An 18,721-nucleotide genomic window follows, 5' to 3' on the forward strand; every position below is an offset into this window, starting at 1 on the left:
GGGGGACTAGCGGTCGGGATGTCCGGCGGCGCCCGTGAACACCCAGCGCTTGTACCCCGCGTACCGCAGCACGGTGCCGATGCCGATCCCGATCACCGTCGCGACGTTGTCCGCGAGCGGGGTGGTCAGCGTCAGCACGTAGTGCGAGAACGCGAGCGTGAGGACGGGGATCGCCGCGCAGCCGATGTTGATCGCTGCGAACACGAGGAGCTCGCGGGTCCGGCGGTCCGTGCGGTGCCGGGAGAACGTCCAGTGCCGGTTGCCCAGCCAGGACACCAGGGTGGCGGCGACGAGCGAGATGATCTTGGCCGTGAGCGGCTTGTGCTCGAGCACCTGGCCCGGTCCGAACCGCAGCAGGTTGAACAGGCCGAGGTCGACGACGAACGCGACCCCGCCGACCGACAGGAACCGCGCGAGCTCGTACGCGCGTGCCCGGAGCGCGGCGGCGCGCAGGGCGGGTGCGACAGGGACCAGCGGGCTCGCCGAGACCGGCGGGCTGTCGGTCAGCTCGTCGCTCGAGCTCATGGAAACGCCTCCGGTGCTGTCGTTCGGTCACGAGAGGATAGCCCGCGAGCCTGGGACCACCGCGACCGGGGTCCGGGGCGAAGCGTTTCGGCGCGCTGGCGTGGCTCGGCTAGTGTCGTCGCCCGTGACAGCACCCGTGGTGGCCGTGGTCGGTGGTGGGCAGCTCGCCCGCATGATGGCGTCGCCGGCAGCGGCGCTCGGCGTGCACCTGCGGGTCCTCGTCGAGAGCCCGACGTCGTCCGCGGCGCAGGTGGTCGTCGACGCCCCCGTCGGCGCAGCGTCCGACGAGGCGGCGATCGCTCGCCTGGTGGAGGGTGCCGACGCGCTGACCTTCGAGCACGAGCACGTCCCGAACGCGCTGCTCGACCGGCTCGAGGGTGCCGGGGTCGCGGTGCGGCCCGACGCCGCGGCGCTCGTGCACGCCCAGGACAAGATCGTCATGCGGTCGCGGCTGGCCGCGCTCGGCCTGCCGGTCCCGCGCTGGACCGCCCTGGGCTCGGCCTCCGACCTCGCCGACTTCCTCGGGACGGTCGGCGGTGTCGCGGTGGTCAAGACCGCGCGCGGCGGGTACGACGGCAAGGGCGTGCGCGTCGTCCGCAGCCCCGACGAGGTCGCCGACTGGCTGGCGGCCGCGGCGGACGGGTCGGGAGCGCCCCTGCTCGCCGAGGAGAAGGTCCCGTTCACGCGCGAGCTCGCGGTGCTCGTGGCGCGTCGACCCTCCGGTGAGGCGCGCGCATGGCCCGTCGTCGAGTCGGTGCAGCGCGACGGTGTCTGCGCCGAGGTCGTGGCTCCCGCGCCCGGTCTGCACGCGGCGACCGAGGCCGAGGCGATCGACGTCGCCACCCGGATCGCCACCGGCCTCGGCGTCACCGGGGTGCTGGCCGTGGAGCTCTTCGAGGTCGAGGGCGCGGACGGCGGCCCGCCCCGGGTGCTGGTGAACGAGCTGGCGATGCGACCGCACAACTCCGGGCACTGGACCATCGACGGGTCCGTGACGAGCCAGTTCGAGCAGCACCTGCGGGCCGTGCTCGACCTCCCGCTCGGCGACACGTCGGCACGCTCCGCGTGGACGGTCATGGCGAACGTGCTGGGCAGCGCCCTGCCGGACCCGACCGCGGCGCTCGGGGACGTCGCCGTCCTGGACGCGGGCGCCAAGGTGCACCTGTACGGCAAGGAGGTGCGCGCGGGACGCAAGCTCGGGCACGTGAACGTGAGCGGCGAGGATCTTGCCGACGTGCGCCGTCGTGCGGTCGCCGCGGCGGCGCTGCTGCGGGGCGAGTCGTCCGCCTGACGCGAACAGGGCTCCCGGGGGCGGCACGGTCCGCTGCGCCTGGGACATGATGGGCGCGCGGCGTCACCGGGACGGCGTCAGGACGGAGACGGTGATGGCAGCGCAGGCCCAGGTGGGGATCGTCATGGGCTCGGACTCGGACTGGCCGGTCATGAAGGCAGCCGCCGAGGTGCTCGCCGAGTTCGACGTCCCCGTCGAGATCGACGTGGTCTCCGCGCACCGCCAGCCCGAGAAGATGATCGCGTACGGCCGCAGCGCCGCGGCTCGGGGCCTGCGGGTGGTGATCGCCGGCGCCGGCGGTGCCGCGCACCTGCCGGGCATGCTCGCCGCGGTCACGACGCTGCCCGTGGTCGGCGTCCCCGTGCCGCTCGCCTACCTGGACGGCATGGACTCCTTGCTCTCGATCGTGCAGATGCCGGCCGGGGTCCCCGTGGCGACCGTCTCGATCGGGGGAGCGCGCAACGCGGGCCTGCTCGCGGTGCGCATCCTCGCCTCGGGCGACGGCGAGCAGGCGGTGCGGCTGCGTGCGGCCATGGAGGCCTTCCAGCAGGACCTGCAGGGTCAGGCCGACGGCAAGGGCGAGCGTCTCCGCGCCCAGACGTCGGCACGGCCGAGCGTGGGGTTCAGCGTCTGAGCGAGCGGCTCAGCGTCTGAGCGAGCGGCTCGGCGTCGGCGACGCCGACTCGCCCACGGACGGTCAGCCGACCGGCATGCCCCCGACGGGGCCGGGCGGGAGGGATCCGTCGCGGATCGCCGCGAAGAAGCCCGGGGTCGCGTCCGGGTCGAGCAGCACTGTCGACCCCGCGCCGTTGCCGGGACGGTAGTCGATGCTCACGATCGGGGGCGTCCCCGTGATGCCGCCCTCGCCGTTCGCGGCCTTGAACGCGAGCGCGAGCTTCGCCAGGTCGACGATCCCCGCGTCGTCGTCGACGGTGAGCGCCCCGGTGCCCGCGTCGATGAGCGCCACCTGCTTCCCGGGGTTGAGCACCAGCGACGCCGGCTCGACCTTGCCCATCACGGCGCCGATCAGCTGACGCTGGCGCTCCGCCCGACCGACGTCGCCGGTGAGGTCCGCCTTGCGCATCCGGGCGAACGCCAGTGCCTGGGTGCCGTCGACGTCGTGGCAGCCCGCCACCCAGACCATGCCGGAGTCGGCGTCGTTCACGTCGGCGTCGTGGCACAGGTTCACGCCGCCCACCGCGTCGACGATCTGCTCGACCCCCGCCATCCCGATCTCGGCGTAGTGGTCGACGGTGAGTCCGGTGAGACCTTCCACCGTCTGGACGAGCAGAGGCGCCTGTCCCCAGGAGAACGCCGCGTTGAGCTTCGCCGCGCCGTTCCCGGGGATCTCCACGTAGGTGTCCCGGGGCAGCGAGATCAGGGCCGTCGGGCCGCTGTCCGGCACGTGCAGCAGCAGGATGGTGTCGGTGCGGGAACCTTCGGTCCCGTCCTGCGCGATGCCACCGTCGGCGCGCGAGTCCGAGCCGGTGAGCAGGTACGTGGTGCCCGGGGTGTTCGCGGCCCCGCTGAGCGCCGGAGTGTGCTGGACCTTGCCGTTGGCCCACACCGCGAGACCGATCGGCCAGGCGAGCAGGGCGACCACGACCAGGGCCGCGACACCGCCGACGAGAGCCTTCCGGCTGCGCCGCGACCCGGGTTGCGCGGTCGGTGCCGGTGGCCGGGGGCCGGTCGGCCCGGCGGGCGGACGCCCACCGGCGGGCCGGACCGGCTGCGCCGGGCGACTCGTCGCCGGCCGTGACGACATGGACCGGGGCGCGGTGGCCGGCGCGGCAGCGGGGGTCGCCTGCTGACCGGAGCGTCCCGGGACCGGGACGCGCTCGGAGGCTCGAGCCGGCCGTGCGCCCTGCCCCGCGGGGGCGATGGTCGGCGGGCGGCCCGCCGATGGCCGGGCGTCGGTGGAGCCGGCTGAAGGTCGGGGCGTCCGCCCCTCACCTGCGGCCGGAGCGCGGGTTGCCCGGTGCGGCGTCGCCGGACGAGACGGCCGGCCGACCACGATCGGCTCGGCGTCGGCCGGACGTGCCGGACGGGCCGAGGCACCGGGCGCGAAGCTCGGCGGGGGTGTGCGCGAGGTCCGCTCGTCGGAAGCCATGCGTCAGCAGACGTCCGTCGTGTCGTCGACGCTGAACGCCTCGTGCCCGGCCTTCTTCGTCTCCACCGGGGTCGGCTGCACCGGCGTCGCCGGGACCTCCGGGGCGGCGGTGGCGTCCGGGGCCGCGGGAGGGGCCGTCGTGGCAGGTGCCGTCGGGGCCTCGCCGAGAGCCGGCACGTCGTTGGCCATGTTCGCCCACACGGCGTCGGCCGCGGACGTCCACTCGACCCGGTTGGGGTCCGACTTCGCGGGGGCGAACGGGATCGTCATGAAGGTGATGTTGCCACTGCTGATGTTGCGAAGGTTGTAGGCGAGGCCGGTCATGTTGCCGATCGACATCCCGTTGTCCGTCGTCAGCGAGCCCGTCGCAGCGCTCAGGAACGAGATCAGCTTCTGCGGGTTGGTCAGGACGTCCCGGGAGAGGACCTCGCGGACCATCGCGGCGATGAGCTTCTGCTGGTTCCCGATGCGGTTCGTGTCCGAGCCGTCGCCCACCCCGGGACCCTTGCGCGCCCGGGCGTAGGCGAGGGCCGTCGGGCCGTCGAGCGTCTGGAAGCCAGGCTGGAGCGACAGCCCCGCCAGCTGGGACTCCATCTTCGTCGGGATGCACATGGGCACCCCGCCGATGGACGTGACCATCTGCTGGAAGCCGGCGAAGTCGACGACGACGAAGTGGTCGATGGTGAGGCCGGTGTTGAGCTGCACCGTGTTGATCGTGCAGGCGGCGGCCGACGTCATGTCGCCGCCGTTGTCCCAGCCCGTCGCGAAGGCCGAGTTGAACATGCCGTGGGTCGCGCGGGTGGTCTTCCCGTTCGTCATCGTGCACGACGGGATGTCCACCAGGGAGTCGCGCGGGATGGACACGAGCTCGACCCGCGACCGGTCGGCGGAGATGTGCAGGACCATCGTCGTGTCGGAGCGCATGCCCGCGGCCTCGCCACCGATCTCGGCGTTCACACCGTCGCGCTGGTCGGAGCCGAGGATCAGGATGTTCACGGCCTGGCCGGCGTTCGGGTCGTCGGGGTCGGGCTCCGTGGTCGCCGAGGGCATCGGGTTCACGAGCGCCGAGACGTCGACCTTCTCCATGTTGCCGTTCAGCTTGGCTGCGACCGCGGCCACCCCGCTCGCGCCGAAGACGACGACGGCGACGACGCCGAGCGCGATCCCACGGACGACGCCGTGGGTGCGCACACGACGGGAGTGCCGGGCGGCACGAGGGCGCTGAACAGCAGCGTGGCGGGAGGTCACCGGACGATCGTAGGAGCGCCACCCGTCTCTCCGGGGGAGCGCACGCACGGGCGTCGTGGAGGATCTGTGCAGATCAGCGACCCAGCTGGGCGTACTTGGCCTCGGTGGCGTCCTTCTGCGGCCGCCACCACGCCTCGTTCGCCTGGTACCAGGCCACCGTCGCCTCGAGCCCGGCCCGGAAGTTCGGGTACCGCGGCTCCCAGCCGAGGTCGTCGCGGAGCTTCGTGGAGTCGATCGCGTAGCGCAGGTCGTGCCCCGGCCGGTCGCTCACGAGGTCGTACGCGTCGGCCGGCTGCCCCATGATCTCGAGGATGTCCTCGACGACGGTCTTGTTGTTCTCCTCGCCGTCCGCCCCGATGAGGTACGTCTCGCCGAGACGGCCGCGCTCGATGATCGCCCAGACGGCGCTGTTGTGGTCCTCGACGTGGATCCAGTCGCGCACGTTCTCGCCCGAGCCGTAGAGCTTGGGGCGCACCCCGTCGATGACGTTGGTGATCTGCCGCGGGATGAACTTCTCCACGTGCTGGTAGGGCCCGTAGTTGTTCGAGCAGTTGGAGATCGTCGCGCGGACCCCGAAGCTGCGGGCCCAGGCCCGGACCAGGAGGTCCGACGCGGCCTTCGTCGACGAGTAGGGGCTCGAGGGGTTGTACGGGGTGTCCGGCGTGAACTTCGCCGGGTCGTCCAGCTCGAGGTCGCCGTAGACCTCGTCCGTCGAGATGTGGTGGAACCGCACGTCGTGGCGCCGCACCGCCTCGAGCAGCTGGTAGGTGCCGATGATGTTCGTGCGCAGGAACGGCCACGGGTCGTGCAGGGAGTTGTCGTTGTGCGACTCGGCGGCGAAGTGGACCACCAGGTCGACGTCCTTGACGAGGCTGTCGACGACGTCCGGGTCGGCGACGTCACCCTTGGCGAACACGATCTTCCCGTCGACCGGGTCCAGGCTCCGCTCGTCGCCCGCGTACGTCAGCGCGTCGAGCACGGTGACCTGCACGTCGGGACGCTCGCGCACGGTCTGGTGGACGAAGTTGGAGCCGATGAAGCCGGCTCCGCCGGTGACGAGCAGGTGCACGAGAGGAACCTCCGGGTACGCGGGAAAGGCCACCACAGCGTAGCCGAGCGGGTTTCGGCGCAGGCACGAGCCCGGTCGCGGCCGTCGGACGAGTCGCTGGTAGCGTTTCGCGTTGCACGCTCCACCGCGACGCCGTCCGGCGCCTGTGACGTGCACACACGAGACCGTCGACCGACGGACGGCCCCGCGACGGCGCCGGGCAGCACAGCAGCCCCGCGACGTCACGCAGAGGAGTGAGTGATGCTCGACCGAACCACCATCGCCCGGGTCCTGTACTCGGTCTCGAGGAGCGATCCCGCCCACGCCCTCCAGATCCTGGGGGAGACGGACGGGATCCCCGAGTCGCAGCGGGCCCGGCTGACCGAGGTGCTCGAGTCGGGCGAGTCGTCGGTCGAGACGGCGCGGCTCCTCGGCGATGCGCTCGCCGACGAGGGCGCCGAGAAGGACATCATCAACGAGTGCTACCGAGCGGCCTTCTACCTGGGTGACCGCTGGGCCGAGCTGGCGGAGAACCCGCTCTACTCCTACTTCCTCGCCAACCGCGCGGGCGGGGTCCTGCACAAGTGGCCGCACTACTTCCCGATCTACCACCGCCACCTCGAGCGCTACCGCGGACGCCCTGTCCGTGTGCTCGAGATCGGCGTGTACCGCGGCGGCGGGCTCACCATGTGGCAGCGGTACTTCGGCAAGGACGCGGTCATCGTCGGGGCCGACATCGACGAGGCCGCGGTGCGGGCCGTCGACGGGCGGTTCGTCGTCGAGCTGGGCGACCAGGCGGACCCCGCGTTCCTCCGGCGCCTGCACGACACCTACGGCCCGTTCGACGTCGTCATCGACGACGGCGGTCACACGATGCAGCAGCAGATCGTGACGGCGGAGACGCTCTTCCCGCTCATCGCCGAGGACGGGCTGCTCATCGTCGAGGACACCCACACCTCGTACTGGCCGGCCTTCGGCGGCGGGCTGGACGAGCCCGGGTCGTTCGTCGCCTGGGCACGGGCACGGACCGACGACCTGAACTCGCAGCACCACCGCGACCTCGACCGCTCGTCGGTGTGGGCGCGTCAGCTCGGTGGCGTGCACTTCTACGACTCCGTCGTCGTGTTCGACCGCGAGCCCCGCTTCCGCGCCTTCGACGAGGTCGCCGGAGGATCGTCGTACATCCTGGCCGACCAGGTCTCCGAGAGGTTCGCCGTGGAGTCCTCCGCGGAACGGGAGCGGGTGCGTGAGGAGCTGGCCGCGGTGCGCGAGCAGCGAGCCCGGCTGACGGCCCAGCTCGCCCGCGTCGAGTCCGGTCAGGGCGCCGACGCGCTCGAGCCCGAGCGCGCCGAGCTCGAGGATGCTCTCCGGCACGCTCGCGGCGAGCGCGCCGACATCCAGAGCCGCCTCGCCTCGGCCGACCAGCGGGACGCGGAGCAGACGGCAGCGCTGGCGGCCGTGCACGAGCGGCTCGCGGCCAGCGAGGAGCGGCTGCGGCTGCTCGAGGGATCCGTGTCGTGGCGGGTCACCCGTCCGTTGCGTGCGGTGCGGCGGAACGTGGGGCGCGGATGAGCGCGCGGGTCGTGCGGAACGGCGCGTCGTCGTGACTGCCTCCATCGAGGTCGACCACGTCGCCAAGCGCTTCCGCATCTACCACGAGCGCAACCAGACGCTGAAGTCCGCGGTGATGCGGCGCCGGCGAGCGGTGTTCGAGGAGTTCTGGGCCCTCGACGACGTGTCCTTCGAGATCCCGCAGGGCGGCACGTTCGGGCTGATCGGCGACAACGGGTCGGGCAAGTCGACGCTCCTGAAGACGATCGCGAAGATCCTGACCCCCGACCGCGGGTCGATCCGTGTCAACGGTCGCGTCGCGGCGCTCCTCGAGGTCGGCTCCGGCTTCCACCCCGAGCTCTCGGGGCGGGAGAACGTGCGGCTCAACGGCGCGATCCTGGGCATGTCCCGGAGCGAGATCGACCGGAAGTTCGACGAGATCGTCGACTTCGCCGGCGTCGAGCAGTTCATCGACCAGCCGGTGAAGAACTACTCCTCGGGGATGTACGTCCGGCTCGGGTTCGCCATCGCCATCAACGTCGACCCGGAGATCCTGCTGGTCGACGAGGTGCTGGCCGTGGGCGACGCCGCCTTCCAGGAGAAGTGCGCAGAGAAGTTCCTCGACTTCAAGCGCGACGGCCGGACGGTGGTGGTCGTGAGCCACTCGCTCCCCTCGCTGCAGAACATGTGCGACGACGTCGCGTGGCTGTCGCACGGGAAGCTCGTCGAGACGGGACCGGCGCCGGGCATCCTCGACCGCTACCAGGAGTCCACGCGGGCGGACGCTCACCACGGCGCCGACGGGTCGAGCCACTGGGGCAGCGGCGAGGCGCAGATCCACTCCGTCGAGCTGCTGTCCGGGCGCGAGCCTGTCTCCCGTCCCCTGAACACCGGCGACGAGCTCACGATCCGCGTCCACTTCACGGCGCACCAGCGCGTCGACCGCCCGGTCTTCGGTCTGGCGATGGAGTCGCACGACGGCGTCCACCTCTGGGCGAACAACACCCGCGACACGAACCGGCCCCTCGACCACATCGAGGGGCCCGGGACCATCGACTGCACCGTGCCGTCCCTCGCGCTGCAGGCGGGCTCGTTCCGCGTCGACGCGGCCATCACGGACTCGTCGACCACGCACGTGTTCGACTACCTGCGCGACGGTGCGGAGTTCAGCGTGGCCAGGCGCCCGCACGAGGAGATGGGAGGGCTGGTGTCGCTGCGCGGGGCGTGGGGCGAACCGGCCCCGTCGGCGCCCTACGCGGCACCGGTCGTGACGGCCGCCCGCGCCGAGGGGGAGACCGAACCCGCCTGAACGGGGGATCACTGGAACGTTTCGGCGTTGCGCGCTTGACCTCCTCACCTCCCCCTGCTTCCCTCGGCAGGGGTTCTTCGGAGGGGGCAAGGATGCGCGCACGGTCCAGGACGACCAGGGGGATGGCGATGCTCGCCGTCGGTGCGTCCGCGATGCTGGCCGTGCCGGTGACGGGCGTCGCTGCCGCGCAGGCCGGCCCGACTGCGTCGGCGTCGACGCGGACAGCGCCCGCTGCTCCTCCGATCACACCCCCGGCCGACACGTCCGAGCTCGTCGTGGACCAGGTCCCGGTCGACATCGCGGCGCAGGTGCCCGCGAGCCCCACGGACGACACGGTGGCGACCAGGAGCGAGTCGGGCGGTGACCGGATCGTGAGCGAGACCGTGGCCGCCGACGGCTACAAGAGCGTCGGGGTCACGTGGGAGGCCGAGCCGTCCGACCCCGGGGTCGAGGTCTCCGTGCGGACCCTGACGGACGGCACGTGGTCGGAGTGGATGGAGTTCGAGGGCGACTCGTCGGCGCCCGACACCGGGACGCTCGAGGCGTCCCGGGACATCCGGGCGGGCACGGGTTCGCTCTGGATCGACGGCGCGAGCCACCTGCAGCTGTCGTTCGACGGCGCGGCCCGCAGCGTGGACGACGTCCGCGTCGCGCTGGTGGGCGACGCGACGACGGACGACGCGACGACGGACGACGCGACGACGGACGACGCGGACGACGCGACGACGAGCGACGCGACGACGGACGACGCGACGACGGACGTGGTCCGGCGGTCGGAGGCCGGCGGCTCCGCCTCACGGTCGACGCTCGGTCGTGTCGAGTCCGTCGCCGTGTCCGCCGCCGCTCCGGCACCGGCGATCATCACCCGCGCCGGGTGGGGTGCGGCTCCGCAACGCTGCGCGTTCGACGTCGCGTCGACGCTCCTCGCGTCGGCGGTGCACCACACCGCGGGTCCCAACACGTACAGCACGGTCGCGCAGGCCATGGAGCAGCTGCGTGCCGACCAGCGGTACCACCAGGACGCCCGGGGATGGTGCGACCTCGGCTACAACTACGTCGTCGACAAGTGGGGCAACGTCTACGAAGGCCGCGCGGGATCGGGCGAGCAGCCCGTCATCGGCGTGCACGCGGGGGGCTTCAACACCGCGACCGTCGGCATCTCCATGCTCGGCGACTACAGCGCGACGGCCCCGTCGGCCGCGCAGCGGGAGAGCGTCGCGCGGCTCATCGCGTGGCGGATGGCCTCGTACCACCGTGACCCGGGCAGCACCGTCGGCTACACGACCCTGGGCGGGGACAACTCCCGCTACGCGGCGGGGACGTCGCTCGCGCTGCCGGTCGTCTTCGGGCACCGGGACGTGGCGTTCACGGCGTGCCCGGGCGAGGCGGGGTACGCGGTCCTGGGCGCGATCAAGCAGCGTGCCCGCGAGCTCGTCGGCGCCGCCTTCGTGAACCCGTCGCTGTCCACCTCCACCGTCCAGTACGGCGGTGGGCTCAGCGTGGTCGCGGGCGTCAACTCCGCCATCAACTGGACGATGACCATCACCGACCAGCGCACGGGTGTCCAGCTCGTGAGCTCGACGGGGACCGCAGGCTCCAGCGGCGGGGGCACCGTCGTCGCCTGGGACGGCCGGTCGAACGCGGGCGTGCGGCTCGGTGCCGGCCCGTACCGCCTCGACCTCGTCGGGACGGAGGCGGGCACGGGCGCGAGCGTCATCCCGTGGTCCCGGCCGTTCACGGTGCAGGGCAGCCAGAACCCGCCGACGGTGGCCGGCCGACCCCTCGGGACCGACCTCCACTTCGTGCCCATCTCTCCGACCCGCCTGGTGGACACCCGGCTCACGGGGGCCTCGCTCGGTCCGGCGTCACGCATGGACGTCACCGTCGCCGGCGTGGCAGGGGTCCCGGCCGACGCAGCCGCCGTGGCGCTGAACGTGACGTCCGTGGGGTCGTCGGGCGTGACGTTCCTGCGCACCTGGCCCGCCGGCGCCCCGATGCCCGACACGTCGAACCTGAACACGGACGAGCGCTCGACCACGGCGTCGGGCGCCTTCGTGGGGGTGGGCGGCGAGGGAAAGGTCAGCATCTACAACAACGCCGGCTCGACCCACGCCATCGTCGACGTCACGGGCTACTTCACGACCGACGCCAGCGCGCCGGCGTACCGACCTCTCGCCACGGGTGTCCGCGTCCTCGACTCCCGCTCCGACGGTGGCCAGCTGACGTCCACCGCGACCCGGCGCGTCCAGGTCGCCGGACGACAGGGCATCCCTGCCGACGCGCGAGCGGTCATGATGAACATCACGTCGGTCCTGCCGGGCGGGGTCGGCAACATCGTCGCCTATCCCAGCGGGGGCGCCCGGCCCGTCGTGTCGAGCGTCAACCACCTGCCGGGCAACAACGTCAGCAACCGCCAGGTCATCGTGCTCGGCTCCGACGGCGCCCTGGACCTCGCCCTGCAGGGTTCGTCGGCGCACGTCGTCCTCGACGTCGTCGGGTGGTTCGGCCCCGGGGGCACCGACGGCTACAACCCGATGGTCCCGGTGCGGGCGGTGGACACGCGCGTGACGGGCGGGCCGCTGGGCCCGCAGGGGGTCCGGAGCGTCCCGCTGCGGCCGGCCGGTCTGCCGTCGAGCGCCACCGCCGGGATCGTCGTGGTCACCGCGACCCAGCAGTCCGCGGGGATGACCTTCCTCACGGCGTGGCGCTCGGGCGCCGCCCGTCCTCTGGCGTCCGACATGAACACCGGGTGGGGTCGGGACCAGGCGAACGTGGCGGTCGTCGGAACCGGTGCCGACGGTGTGATCCAGGTGTACAACGACGCGGGGAGCGTGCAGGCGATCGTCGACCTGCAGGGGTGGTTCGGACCCTGACCGGTGAGGGTGCCGGTGGTCTGGGAGGTATCGTGTGCGGCTGTCGATGTATGACGTCCGGCCAGTCGAGATCACGCCCGCCGTCACCAATCCACCCTGCACGGAGGCGTTGTGAGTCTGGTCGCTGACATCCGGACGTCCCGCGAGCTCCTCGTCAACCTCACGCGTCGTGAGGTCAAGGGGAAGTACAAGCGGACCGTGCTGGGTCAGCTCTGGTCGCTGGCGAACCCGCTCGCGCAGATGCTCGTGTACACCCTCGTCTTCTCGGTGATCATCCGGATCGACCCCGGCCCGGGCGTGCCCAGCGGGCTCGACATCTTCGCGCTGTGGCTGATGTGCGCCCTGCTGCCGTGGTCGTTCTTCACGGCCGTCGTCACCGGGGGGATGTCCTCGCTGGTGGGGAGCGAGAACCTCATCAAGAAGGTGTACTTCCCGCGGTCGGCGCTGGTCGTGGCCAACACCCTGGCGTCCAGCTACACGTGGTCGATCGAGATGGTCGTCCTCGTCATCGCGATCCTCCTCGCCGGTGCGAACGTCCTGCCGTTCGTGCCCCTGGTCGTCGTGGCGATGGCGGTCCTGCTGGTGTTCTCGCTCGGTGTGGCGCTGATGCTGTCGATCGCGAACGCCTACTTCCGCGACACCCAGCACCTGGTGACGATCCTGTTCATGGTCTGGTTCTACCTCACGCCGATCCTGTACCCGATCTCGGAGGTCGCGAAGCAGTCCGCCCGGGTCGGGCCCCTGATCGGTGACATCACCGTGCTGGACATCTACCAGCTGAACCCGATGGAGAGCTTCACGGAGGTCTTCCGGAACCTGCTGTACGACAACCGCCTCCCGTCGGCGGGGTCGGCCATGGAGTGCGTGGTCTGGGCGCTCGTGGCGATCGTCGTGGGCGGCTGGGTCTTCGACCGGCACCAGCGTCGTCTGGCCGAGGTGCTGTGAGGCACCGCGTCCTGGTGGTGACGCTGGACCGCGTCGCCGACCAGATGGCCGGGCCCGCCATCCGCGCGTGGGAGATCGCCCAGCACCTGTCGGCGGAGCACGACGTCCGGCTCGTGACGTTCGGCGAGTGCTCGCGCAGGTCGGACGCCTTCGACGCCGTGCACATCGGCGTGGAGGACTTCCGCGCGGCCGTGGACTCGGCGGACGTGGTGGTCCTGCAGGGGTACGTCGCCGCCACCTTCCCCTGGTTGCGGCAGGCGGACGTGGTGCTCGTGGTGGACCTGTACGACCCGTTCCACATCGAGAGCCTCGAGGTCGGGCGGCACCAGCCGCTCGCGCAGCGGGACGCCTCCCTGGCGTCGGCGCTGCGTGAGCTCGACGCGCAGATCGGTCGGGGTGACGTCTTCCTGTGCGCGTCGGACCGCCAGCGGGACCTGTGGGTCGGGCACCTCGCCGCAGCCGGCCGCCTCAACCCGCTCACGTACGACGCCGACCCGGGCCTGCGTGACCTCGTCCGCATCGTGCCGTTCGGGATCTCGCCGGACGCGCCGGTCCGCCGGTCCGTGGCGATCAAGGGTGTCGTGCCCGGCATCGGCCCGGACGACCTGGTCGTGCTCTGGGGCGGGGGCGTCTACAACTGGTTCGACCCGCTGACGCTGGTGCGCGCCGTCGATGCGCTGCGGCACACCGTGCCCGAGGTCCGGCTCTACTTCCTCGGCATGAAGCACCCGAACCCGGACGTGCCCGAGATGCGGATGGCCCGGTCGGTGCGGGAGCTGTCGGCGGAGCTGGGCCTCACGGGAACCTTCGTCTTCTTCAACGAGGACTGGGTGCCGTACGAGCGTCGGGCCGACTACCTGCTCGACGCGGACCTGGGCGTCTCGTGCCACTACCCGGGCATCGAGACGGAGTTCTCCTTCCGGACCCGCATCCTCGACTACCTCTGGGCCGGTCTGCCGATCGTGAGCACGGACGGTGACGCCTTCGCGGGCCTCATCGAGCGCGAGGGCCTCGGTGTCGCGGTGCCGCCCGAGGACGTCGACGCGCTCGCCGACGCGCTCGGCGGCCTCCTGCGGGACCCGCTCGCACGCGCTGCGACGGCGGCCAACGTGCGCCGCGTCGCGGAGGACTTCACGTGGCCCCGTGTCCTCGCGCCCGTCTCGGCAGTGTGCGCCGACCCGCGGCGCGCCGCCGACGCCGCGCGCCTGGCCGACACGCCCGCGGGCGGACCCGTGCGGGCGCGTCGGTCCGTGCGCGACGACGTGTCCGCTCTCGGCCGGCACCTGCGGCAGGGCGGTCTGCGGCACGCAGCGAGCAAGGTGGCCCACCGGCTCAAGGCCCTCGGGCAGCGCTGACCCGCTCCCGCGGCGCGAGCGGGATCAGTGCACGCTGCGGGTGTTCTCCCACGGGTCGGCCCACGCCAGCCACGCCCACCGCTGCTGGAGCAGGTCGACCTCGGCGGTGAGGATCTCCGCGTCCCTGGTCGACGACTCGTAGTGGTGCAGACGTGCTGCCGGGGTCACCACGACGCGTCGACCCGAGCGCACGACCTTGTGGCACAGGTCGACGTCGTTGTAGTTGAGCGGCAGGTCCTCGGGAAGCCCGCCGAGCTCCAGGAAGTCCGCGCGGGACAGGAGCAGGCAGGCACCCGTCGCCGCGACGAAGTCCGTGTCCAGGAGGCCGAGCCCGAAGTGCGTGAAGCCGTCGGGGTTCCCCTGCAGCGCGTGCCACGGCAGCCAGCGGTCGGAGTAGACGACACCGACGTGCTGGAGCCTGCCGTCCTCGTGCACCAGGCGGGCGCCCACGGCGCCGATGGACGGGTCGTGCAGCACGGAGACCATCCGGCTCAACCAGTCGGCGTCGATGGACTCGATGTCGTCGTTCAGCAGCAGGACGTGGTCGCCCGTGGCGGCCGCGGCGCCGATGTTGACGGAGCGCGAGAAGTTGAACTCGCCGGGGGCGGGCGCGACCACGAGCCGGTCGCCGACGATCTGCCGCACCTGGTCGACGACGGCGGGTGACGTGCCCTCGGAGGGGACGAGGACGAGCTCCCAGTGCTCGTAGTCGGTCCGCTCCACGAGCGAGCGCGCGCACAGCTCGACGAGGAGCTCGTCGCGGCCTCGTACCGTGCGTCGACCGCCTCCTGTGGGGACGACGATCGAGACCAGGGGCTGGTCGTCGGACTCGCGCCAGACCGTGATCCCGCCGGGGTACGGCCCCCGTCCCGTGCGTACCTGCTGCCCCGCACGGGCGAAGTGACGCGCCACCGCGTGCTCGCCCGCGTCCCAGGTGTCGTCCGTGACAGAGGGGGCCGCCGGACGGCTGACCCCGATGAACGGCAGGTGCGCGATCCGGTCCGTGCGCTCGACCACGCGCAGGTGCGCGTCCCACTCCTCGGCGCCGGCCGACTCGGCGGTGAACCCGCCGACGGCCAGGAGGAGCGTGCGACGCAGGAGGCAGATCCGGCCCAGGTAGTCGAGCCCGCGCTCGTACTCGGGCGCCCACGCGGGCTTGGTGAAGATGCCCTCGGCCCCGGCTCCGGGCCACTGCTCGTCGGTGTAGAGGACGTCGAGCTCCGGCGCGCTCCGGAGGCGGCTGTGCACGGCCTCCAGCGCGCCGGGCTCGAGGCGGTCGCCGGCGCCCAGGACCGCCACCCAGGTGCCGCGGGCCGCGGCGAGGGCTGCGGTGAGCTGTCCGCTCAGCGTGGCGTCCGGCACGACCAGCTCGCGCAGCCAGGGGTGGTGCACCCCCGTCGGCGTCGCGGTGACGAGGACCAGCTCCCAGGCGGCCGCGGCCTCCCGGACGAGCGCGGCGGCCCCGACGGTGGCGAGCGCGCCGTCGTGGTCGTGGCCGGCAGCGACGAGGAGCGAGAAGACGGGCGCGGTCATCGACCGGCGACGCGGGTGGCGGACCGCACGATCCTGCCGGGGACGCGGGCGGCCCGCTGGACGAGGTGGGCGACGAGCGTGGCGGCGGGGGTGTGGGACGGCGCACCCGTGCCCGAGTGCAGGAGGGTCTCGATGCGGACGTCGCGCTCCGCGATGGCCACCTGGTGGTCCCGGAGCAGCTCGTCGCGCACCCGGACCGCGCCACGCAGGCCGTCGACCTGGGCGTGCAGCGCGGCGACGCGGAGGTGGAGCCCCGCGATCTCGCGGGCGGCGACCTCGGCGTCGAGCGCCTCGTGGATGTCACGGTCTGCGATGCGCAGGCCGGTGAGCCAGGCTGCTCGCTCGTCGTCGATCGGCATGTCAGCAATGTAGGGCATCCGGCGTCCTGGGCCGACGTCCAACTGGAGGTGACCTGAGGGCGCCTACGATGGGCCAGGTGCGCATCCTGGTCGTCTCCGCTCACTACCCTCCGAATCTCACGAGCGGCGGCACCCTCGTGCCGCAGCGGCTCGCCCGGGGCCTCGCCGCGCGTGGTCACGAGGTGCGGGTGTACGCGGGCCACCTCGGCGGCGAGCACGAGCCGTTGTCGGTGTGGGACGAGACGGACGAGACCGGTCTGGACGTCCGCTGGATCTCCGTCACGCCGTTCACCGCGTGGTCGGACCCGCTCAACAGCCTGAACCCCGGCGCCGAGGAGGACTTCGCGCGGTACCTCGACGAGCACCCCGTCGACGTCGTCCACCTGCACTCGCTGCAGACGATCGGCGCGGGTCTCGTGTCGGTGGCCAAGCGCTCGGGCGCCGCGGTCGTCGTGACGATGCACGACTTCTGGTGGACGTGCGCGCGGCAGTTCCTGGTCGCCCCGGACATGGCGCCCTGCTCCCTCGTGGTCTCGTGCGGGGCGTGCCCGTGCGCCGTCGACCACGCGTGGCTGCTCGACCGCAACCGTGCGCTCGCGACACACCTGCAGGACGCCGACGTGGTGCTCGCCCCGTCGCGCAGCGCGGCGGACGTGATGATCGCCAACGGCGTCGACGAGCACCGGGTCCGGGTGGACGAGAACGGTCTGCCGCCCCGTCCGGCGTCCGACGTCGAGCGCAGCACGTCGGACGAGCTGCGGTTCCTGTTCGCCGGTGGACCCGACCCGATGAAGGGCCTGCCCGTCCTGCTCGACGCCCTCGCGGAGGTCCCCGCAGGGGGGTGGTCCATCGACCTGTACGGGGTGGAGCCCCAGCCACGACGTGTGCTCGGCGACCACGTCCGACCGCGACCGTCGTACGCGCCCGACGAGCTGGACGCCGTCCTCGCGGAGCACGACGTGCTCGTCCTGCCGTCCGTGATGCGGGAGTCGCACTCGATCCTGACGAGGGAGGCGCTGGGCGCCGGCCTCGCGGTCGTGTGCACCGACACGCTCGGTCCCGAGGAGGTCGTGCGCGACGGGATCAACGGGCTGGTCGTGCCCGCCGCCGACCCCCAGGCCCTCGGCCTCGCCCTGCGCTCGCTGGTCGGGGACCGTGAGGCCGTCCGCGCGATGCAGCGCACCGCCGTCGACGTCCGCATCCGTGCCCTGGACGACCAGGTGACGGGCCTGGAGGACCTCTACGCGGAGCTGCTCGACACCGCGGGCGCGCTGCCCGCGGAGCCGGACCCGCTGATCCGCCGGGTGCTCTTCGTCGTCGGCATCCAGGGCGCGCCGTTGCGGTACCGCGCGCAGCTGCCTGCGGAGTCCCTCCGGGAGCTCGGCGTCTTCACCGACGTGCGCCACTACCGCGATCCCGAGCTGCCCGCCCTCGCCGCCGTGGCCGACGCCGTGGTCGTCTACCGGGTGCCGGCCACCTACGAGGTGCTCGACCTGATCGACCAGGTGCGCGCGCGCGATCGGCGGGTGCCCGTCCTGTTCGACGTCGACGACCTCATCGTCGACCCGGGCCTGCGCGGTTCCGTGCACGGTCTCGAAGGGATGAGCGAGGCCGAGCTGGACCTCTGGTGGCGTGGTGTCGCCCGCTACCGGACGACCCTCGAGGCGTGCGACGCGTACATCGGCAGCACGGCCGAGCTGTGCGCGGAGGTCGGCGAGCTCACCGGGATGCCCGTCTTCCGGTTCGCCAACGGCGTCGGTGCCGCCCTCGCCCAGCTCAGCGAGCGGGCGCTGGCCCGCCCGCGTCGCCCCGGCCCGCTGCGGATCGGCTACTTCTCCGGCACGACCACGCACGACGCGGACTGGGCGCTGGTCGAGCCGGCCGTGGTCGAGGTGATGCAGCGGCACCCCGACGTGGAGCTGTGGCTCGGCGGGCACCTCGGCACGGGCCCGGCGCTGGAGGCGGTGGCGGCCCGGGTCCGTCGGCTCCCGATGCTCCCGTGGACCGAGCTGCCCCACCGCCTCCGCGACGTCGACGTGAACCTGGCTCCGCTGGTGCTCGACAGCGTGTTCAACGAGGCGAAGTCCGCGATCAAGTGGCTCGAGGCCGCACTCGTCGCCACGCCGACGGTCGCCTCCCCGACGCAGCCGTTCCGCGAGAGCATCGACGACGGGGTCACGGGGCACCTCGCGGACGCCCACGGCGACTGGGTGGAGGCGCTCGAGCGACTGATCACCGACGAGCACCACCGCACGCTCGTCGGTACCAGGGCGCGCCGCGCCGCGCTCCTGCGCTGGTCGCCTGCCCACCAGGGCCACCGCTACCGCGAGATCCTCGTGGCCGCGCACCGCACGGTGACGTCCGGCGCGGGCGAGCGCACGAGTGACTGGACCCCGGTCGCCACCCACGAGCCCCTGAGCGCCGCCGACGCGTGGGTGGAGACCTACCCCCCGCGTGCCGGCCGGCCCGTGCCGGCGTGGCGGCTCAAGGCCGTCGCCGCGCGACGCGTCTACCGTGCCGGGGGCGTGTCGGCTGTCGTGAGGCGGGTCACCGGGCGGGTGCGGGCGCGCTGAC

14 protein-coding genes are annotated in these 18,721 nt (G+C 72.6%); 8 read left to right on the forward strand and 6 right to left on the reverse strand.

Annotated features, from left to right (window positions below):
* Window positions 1-6: 6 nt before the first annotated feature.
* Complete coding sequence (locus CTE05_RS05965) at window positions 7-525, reverse strand: GtrA family protein (protein ID WP_146845203.1); 519 nt, start codon at window positions 523-525, stop codon at window positions 7-9.
* Between the two features lie 124 nt (window positions 526-649).
* Here CTE05_RS05965 and CTE05_RS05970 point away from each other — a divergent pair, with 124 nt between their 5' ends.
* Both CTE05_RS05970 and purE read left to right on the forward strand, forming a co-directional pair.
* On the forward strand, window positions 650-1,816 hold the full coding sequence (locus tag CTE05_RS05970) for a 5-(carboxyamino)imidazole ribonucleotide synthase (RefSeq protein WP_246123325.1): 1,167 nt from the start codon (window positions 650-652) through the stop codon (window positions 1,814-1,816).
* Between the two features lie 94 nt (window positions 1,817-1,910).
* Window positions 1,911-2,450, forward strand: a complete 540-nt coding sequence (gene purE, locus CTE05_RS05975; RefSeq protein ID WP_146845205.1) for a 5-(carboxyamino)imidazole ribonucleotide mutase — start codon at window positions 1,911-1,913, stop codon at window positions 2,448-2,450.
* A gap of 63 nt (window positions 2,451-2,513) precedes the next feature.
* Here purE and CTE05_RS05980 read toward each other — a convergent pair whose 3' ends face one another.
* The 3 genes from CTE05_RS05980 to rfbB form a co-directional block, all read right to left on the reverse strand.
* Window positions 2,514-3,419 carry an LCP family protein gene (locus CTE05_RS05980; protein ID WP_307724279.1) on the reverse strand — a complete coding sequence of 302 codons (906 nt, stop codon included), beginning with the start codon at window positions 3,417-3,419 and terminating at the stop codon, window positions 2,514-2,516.
* Window positions 3,420-3,929: 510 nt separating this feature from the next.
* Window positions 3,930-5,174 carry an LCP family protein gene (locus tag CTE05_RS05985; protein ID WP_246123327.1) on the reverse strand — a complete coding sequence of 415 codons (1,245 nt, stop codon included), beginning with the start codon at window positions 5,172-5,174 and terminating at the stop codon, window positions 3,930-3,932.
* A gap of 73 nt (window positions 5,175-5,247) precedes the next feature.
* Window positions 5,248-6,243 (reverse strand): dTDP-glucose 4,6-dehydratase, encoded by a 996-nt coding sequence (rfbB, locus tag CTE05_RS05990; protein ID WP_146845326.1) that lies wholly within the window; start codon window positions 6,241-6,243, stop codon window positions 5,248-5,250.
* Between the two features lie 240 nt (window positions 6,244-6,483).
* Between rfbB and CTE05_RS05995 the strand changes: the two genes are divergently transcribed.
* The 5 genes from CTE05_RS05995 to CTE05_RS06015 all read left to right on the forward strand — a co-directional run bounded on the left by CTE05_RS05995 (window position 6,484) and on the right by CTE05_RS06015 (window position 14,255).
* Complete coding sequence (locus CTE05_RS05995; RefSeq protein ID WP_146845207.1) at window positions 6,484-7,794, forward strand: class I SAM-dependent methyltransferase; 1,311 nt, start codon at window positions 6,484-6,486, stop codon at window positions 7,792-7,794.
* A 31-nt stretch (window positions 7,795-7,825) separates the two neighbouring features.
* The gene (locus CTE05_RS06000; protein WP_246123329.1) at window positions 7,826-9,082 is read left to right on the forward strand and encodes an ABC transporter ATP-binding protein; all 1,257 of its coding nucleotides are present in this window, start codon (window positions 7,826-7,828) and stop codon (window positions 9,080-9,082) included.
* 122 nt (window positions 9,083-9,204) lie between these two features.
* The gene (locus CTE05_RS06005; RefSeq protein ID WP_146845208.1) at window positions 9,205-11,955 is read left to right on the forward strand and encodes a peptidoglycan recognition protein family protein; all 2,751 of its coding nucleotides are present in this window, start codon (window positions 9,205-9,207) and stop codon (window positions 11,953-11,955) included.
* A gap of 111 nt (window positions 11,956-12,066) precedes the next feature.
* Window positions 12,067-12,900: an ABC transporter permease gene (locus CTE05_RS06010; RefSeq protein ID WP_146845209.1), complete on the forward strand. Its 834-nt coding sequence runs from the start codon at window positions 12,067-12,069 to the stop codon at window positions 12,898-12,900.
* Window positions 12,897-14,255, forward strand: coding sequence for a glycosyltransferase family 4 protein (locus CTE05_RS06015; protein ID WP_246123331.1), 1,359 nt, complete (start codon window positions 12,897-12,899; stop codon window positions 14,253-14,255). Before CTE05_RS06010 ends, CTE05_RS06015 begins: the two co-directional genes overlap by 4 nt.
* Window positions 14,256-14,279: 24 nt before the next feature.
* Here the strand turns inward: CTE05_RS06015 and CTE05_RS06020 are convergent, their stop codons facing one another.
* Together CTE05_RS06020 and CTE05_RS06025 are read right to left on the reverse strand one after the other, a co-directional pair.
* A complete protein-coding gene (locus CTE05_RS06020) occupies window positions 14,280-15,788 on the reverse strand; it encodes a glycosyltransferase family 2 protein (RefSeq protein ID WP_146845210.1) in 1,509 nt (502 codons plus the stop codon).
* The gene (locus CTE05_RS06025) at window positions 15,785-16,147 is read right to left on the reverse strand and encodes a hypothetical protein (RefSeq protein ID WP_146845211.1); all 363 of its coding nucleotides are present in this window, start codon (window positions 16,145-16,147) and stop codon (window positions 15,785-15,787) included. The genes CTE05_RS06020 and CTE05_RS06025 overlap by 4 nt, the downstream gene beginning before the upstream one ends.
* A 77-nt stretch (window positions 16,148-16,224) precedes the next feature.
* Between CTE05_RS06025 and CTE05_RS06030 the strand changes: the two genes are divergently transcribed.
* Window positions 16,225-18,720 carry a glycosyltransferase gene (locus CTE05_RS06030; protein ID WP_246123333.1) on the forward strand — a complete coding sequence of 832 codons (2,496 nt, stop codon included), beginning with the start codon at window positions 16,225-16,227 and terminating at the stop codon, window positions 18,718-18,720.
* The last annotated feature ends 1 nt before the right edge of the window (window position 18,721 follow it).

Source organism: Cellulomonas terrae, assembly GCF_007990265.1.
In the GTDB taxonomy this organism is placed as follows: domain Bacteria; phylum Actinomycetota; class Actinomycetes; order Actinomycetales; family Cellulomonadaceae; genus Cellulomonas; species Cellulomonas terrae.

Coding starts and splice junctions, on each gene's coding strand:
- CTE05_RS05965 (WP_146845203.1), bottom strand. CDS start 525: ATGAGCTCGAGCGACGAGCTGACCGACAGCCCGCCGGTCTCGGCGAGC.
- purE (WP_146845205.1), top strand. CDS start 1,911: ATGGCAGCGCAGGCCCAGGTGGGGATCGTCATGGGCTCGGACTCGGAC.
- CTE05_RS05995 (WP_146845207.1), top strand. CDS start 6,484: ATGCTCGACCGAACCACCATCGCCCGGGTCCTGTACTCGGTCTCGAGG.
- CTE05_RS06005 (WP_146845208.1), top strand. CDS start 9,205: ATGGCGATGCTCGCCGTCGGTGCGTCCGCGATGCTGGCCGTGCCGGTG.
- CTE05_RS06020 (WP_146845210.1), bottom strand. CDS start 15,788: ATGACCGCGCCCGTCTTCTCGCTCCTCGTCGCTGCCGGCCACGACCAC.
- CTE05_RS06025 (WP_146845211.1), bottom strand. CDS start 16,147: ATGCCGATCGACGACGAGCGAGCAGCCTGGCTCACCGGCCTGCGCATC.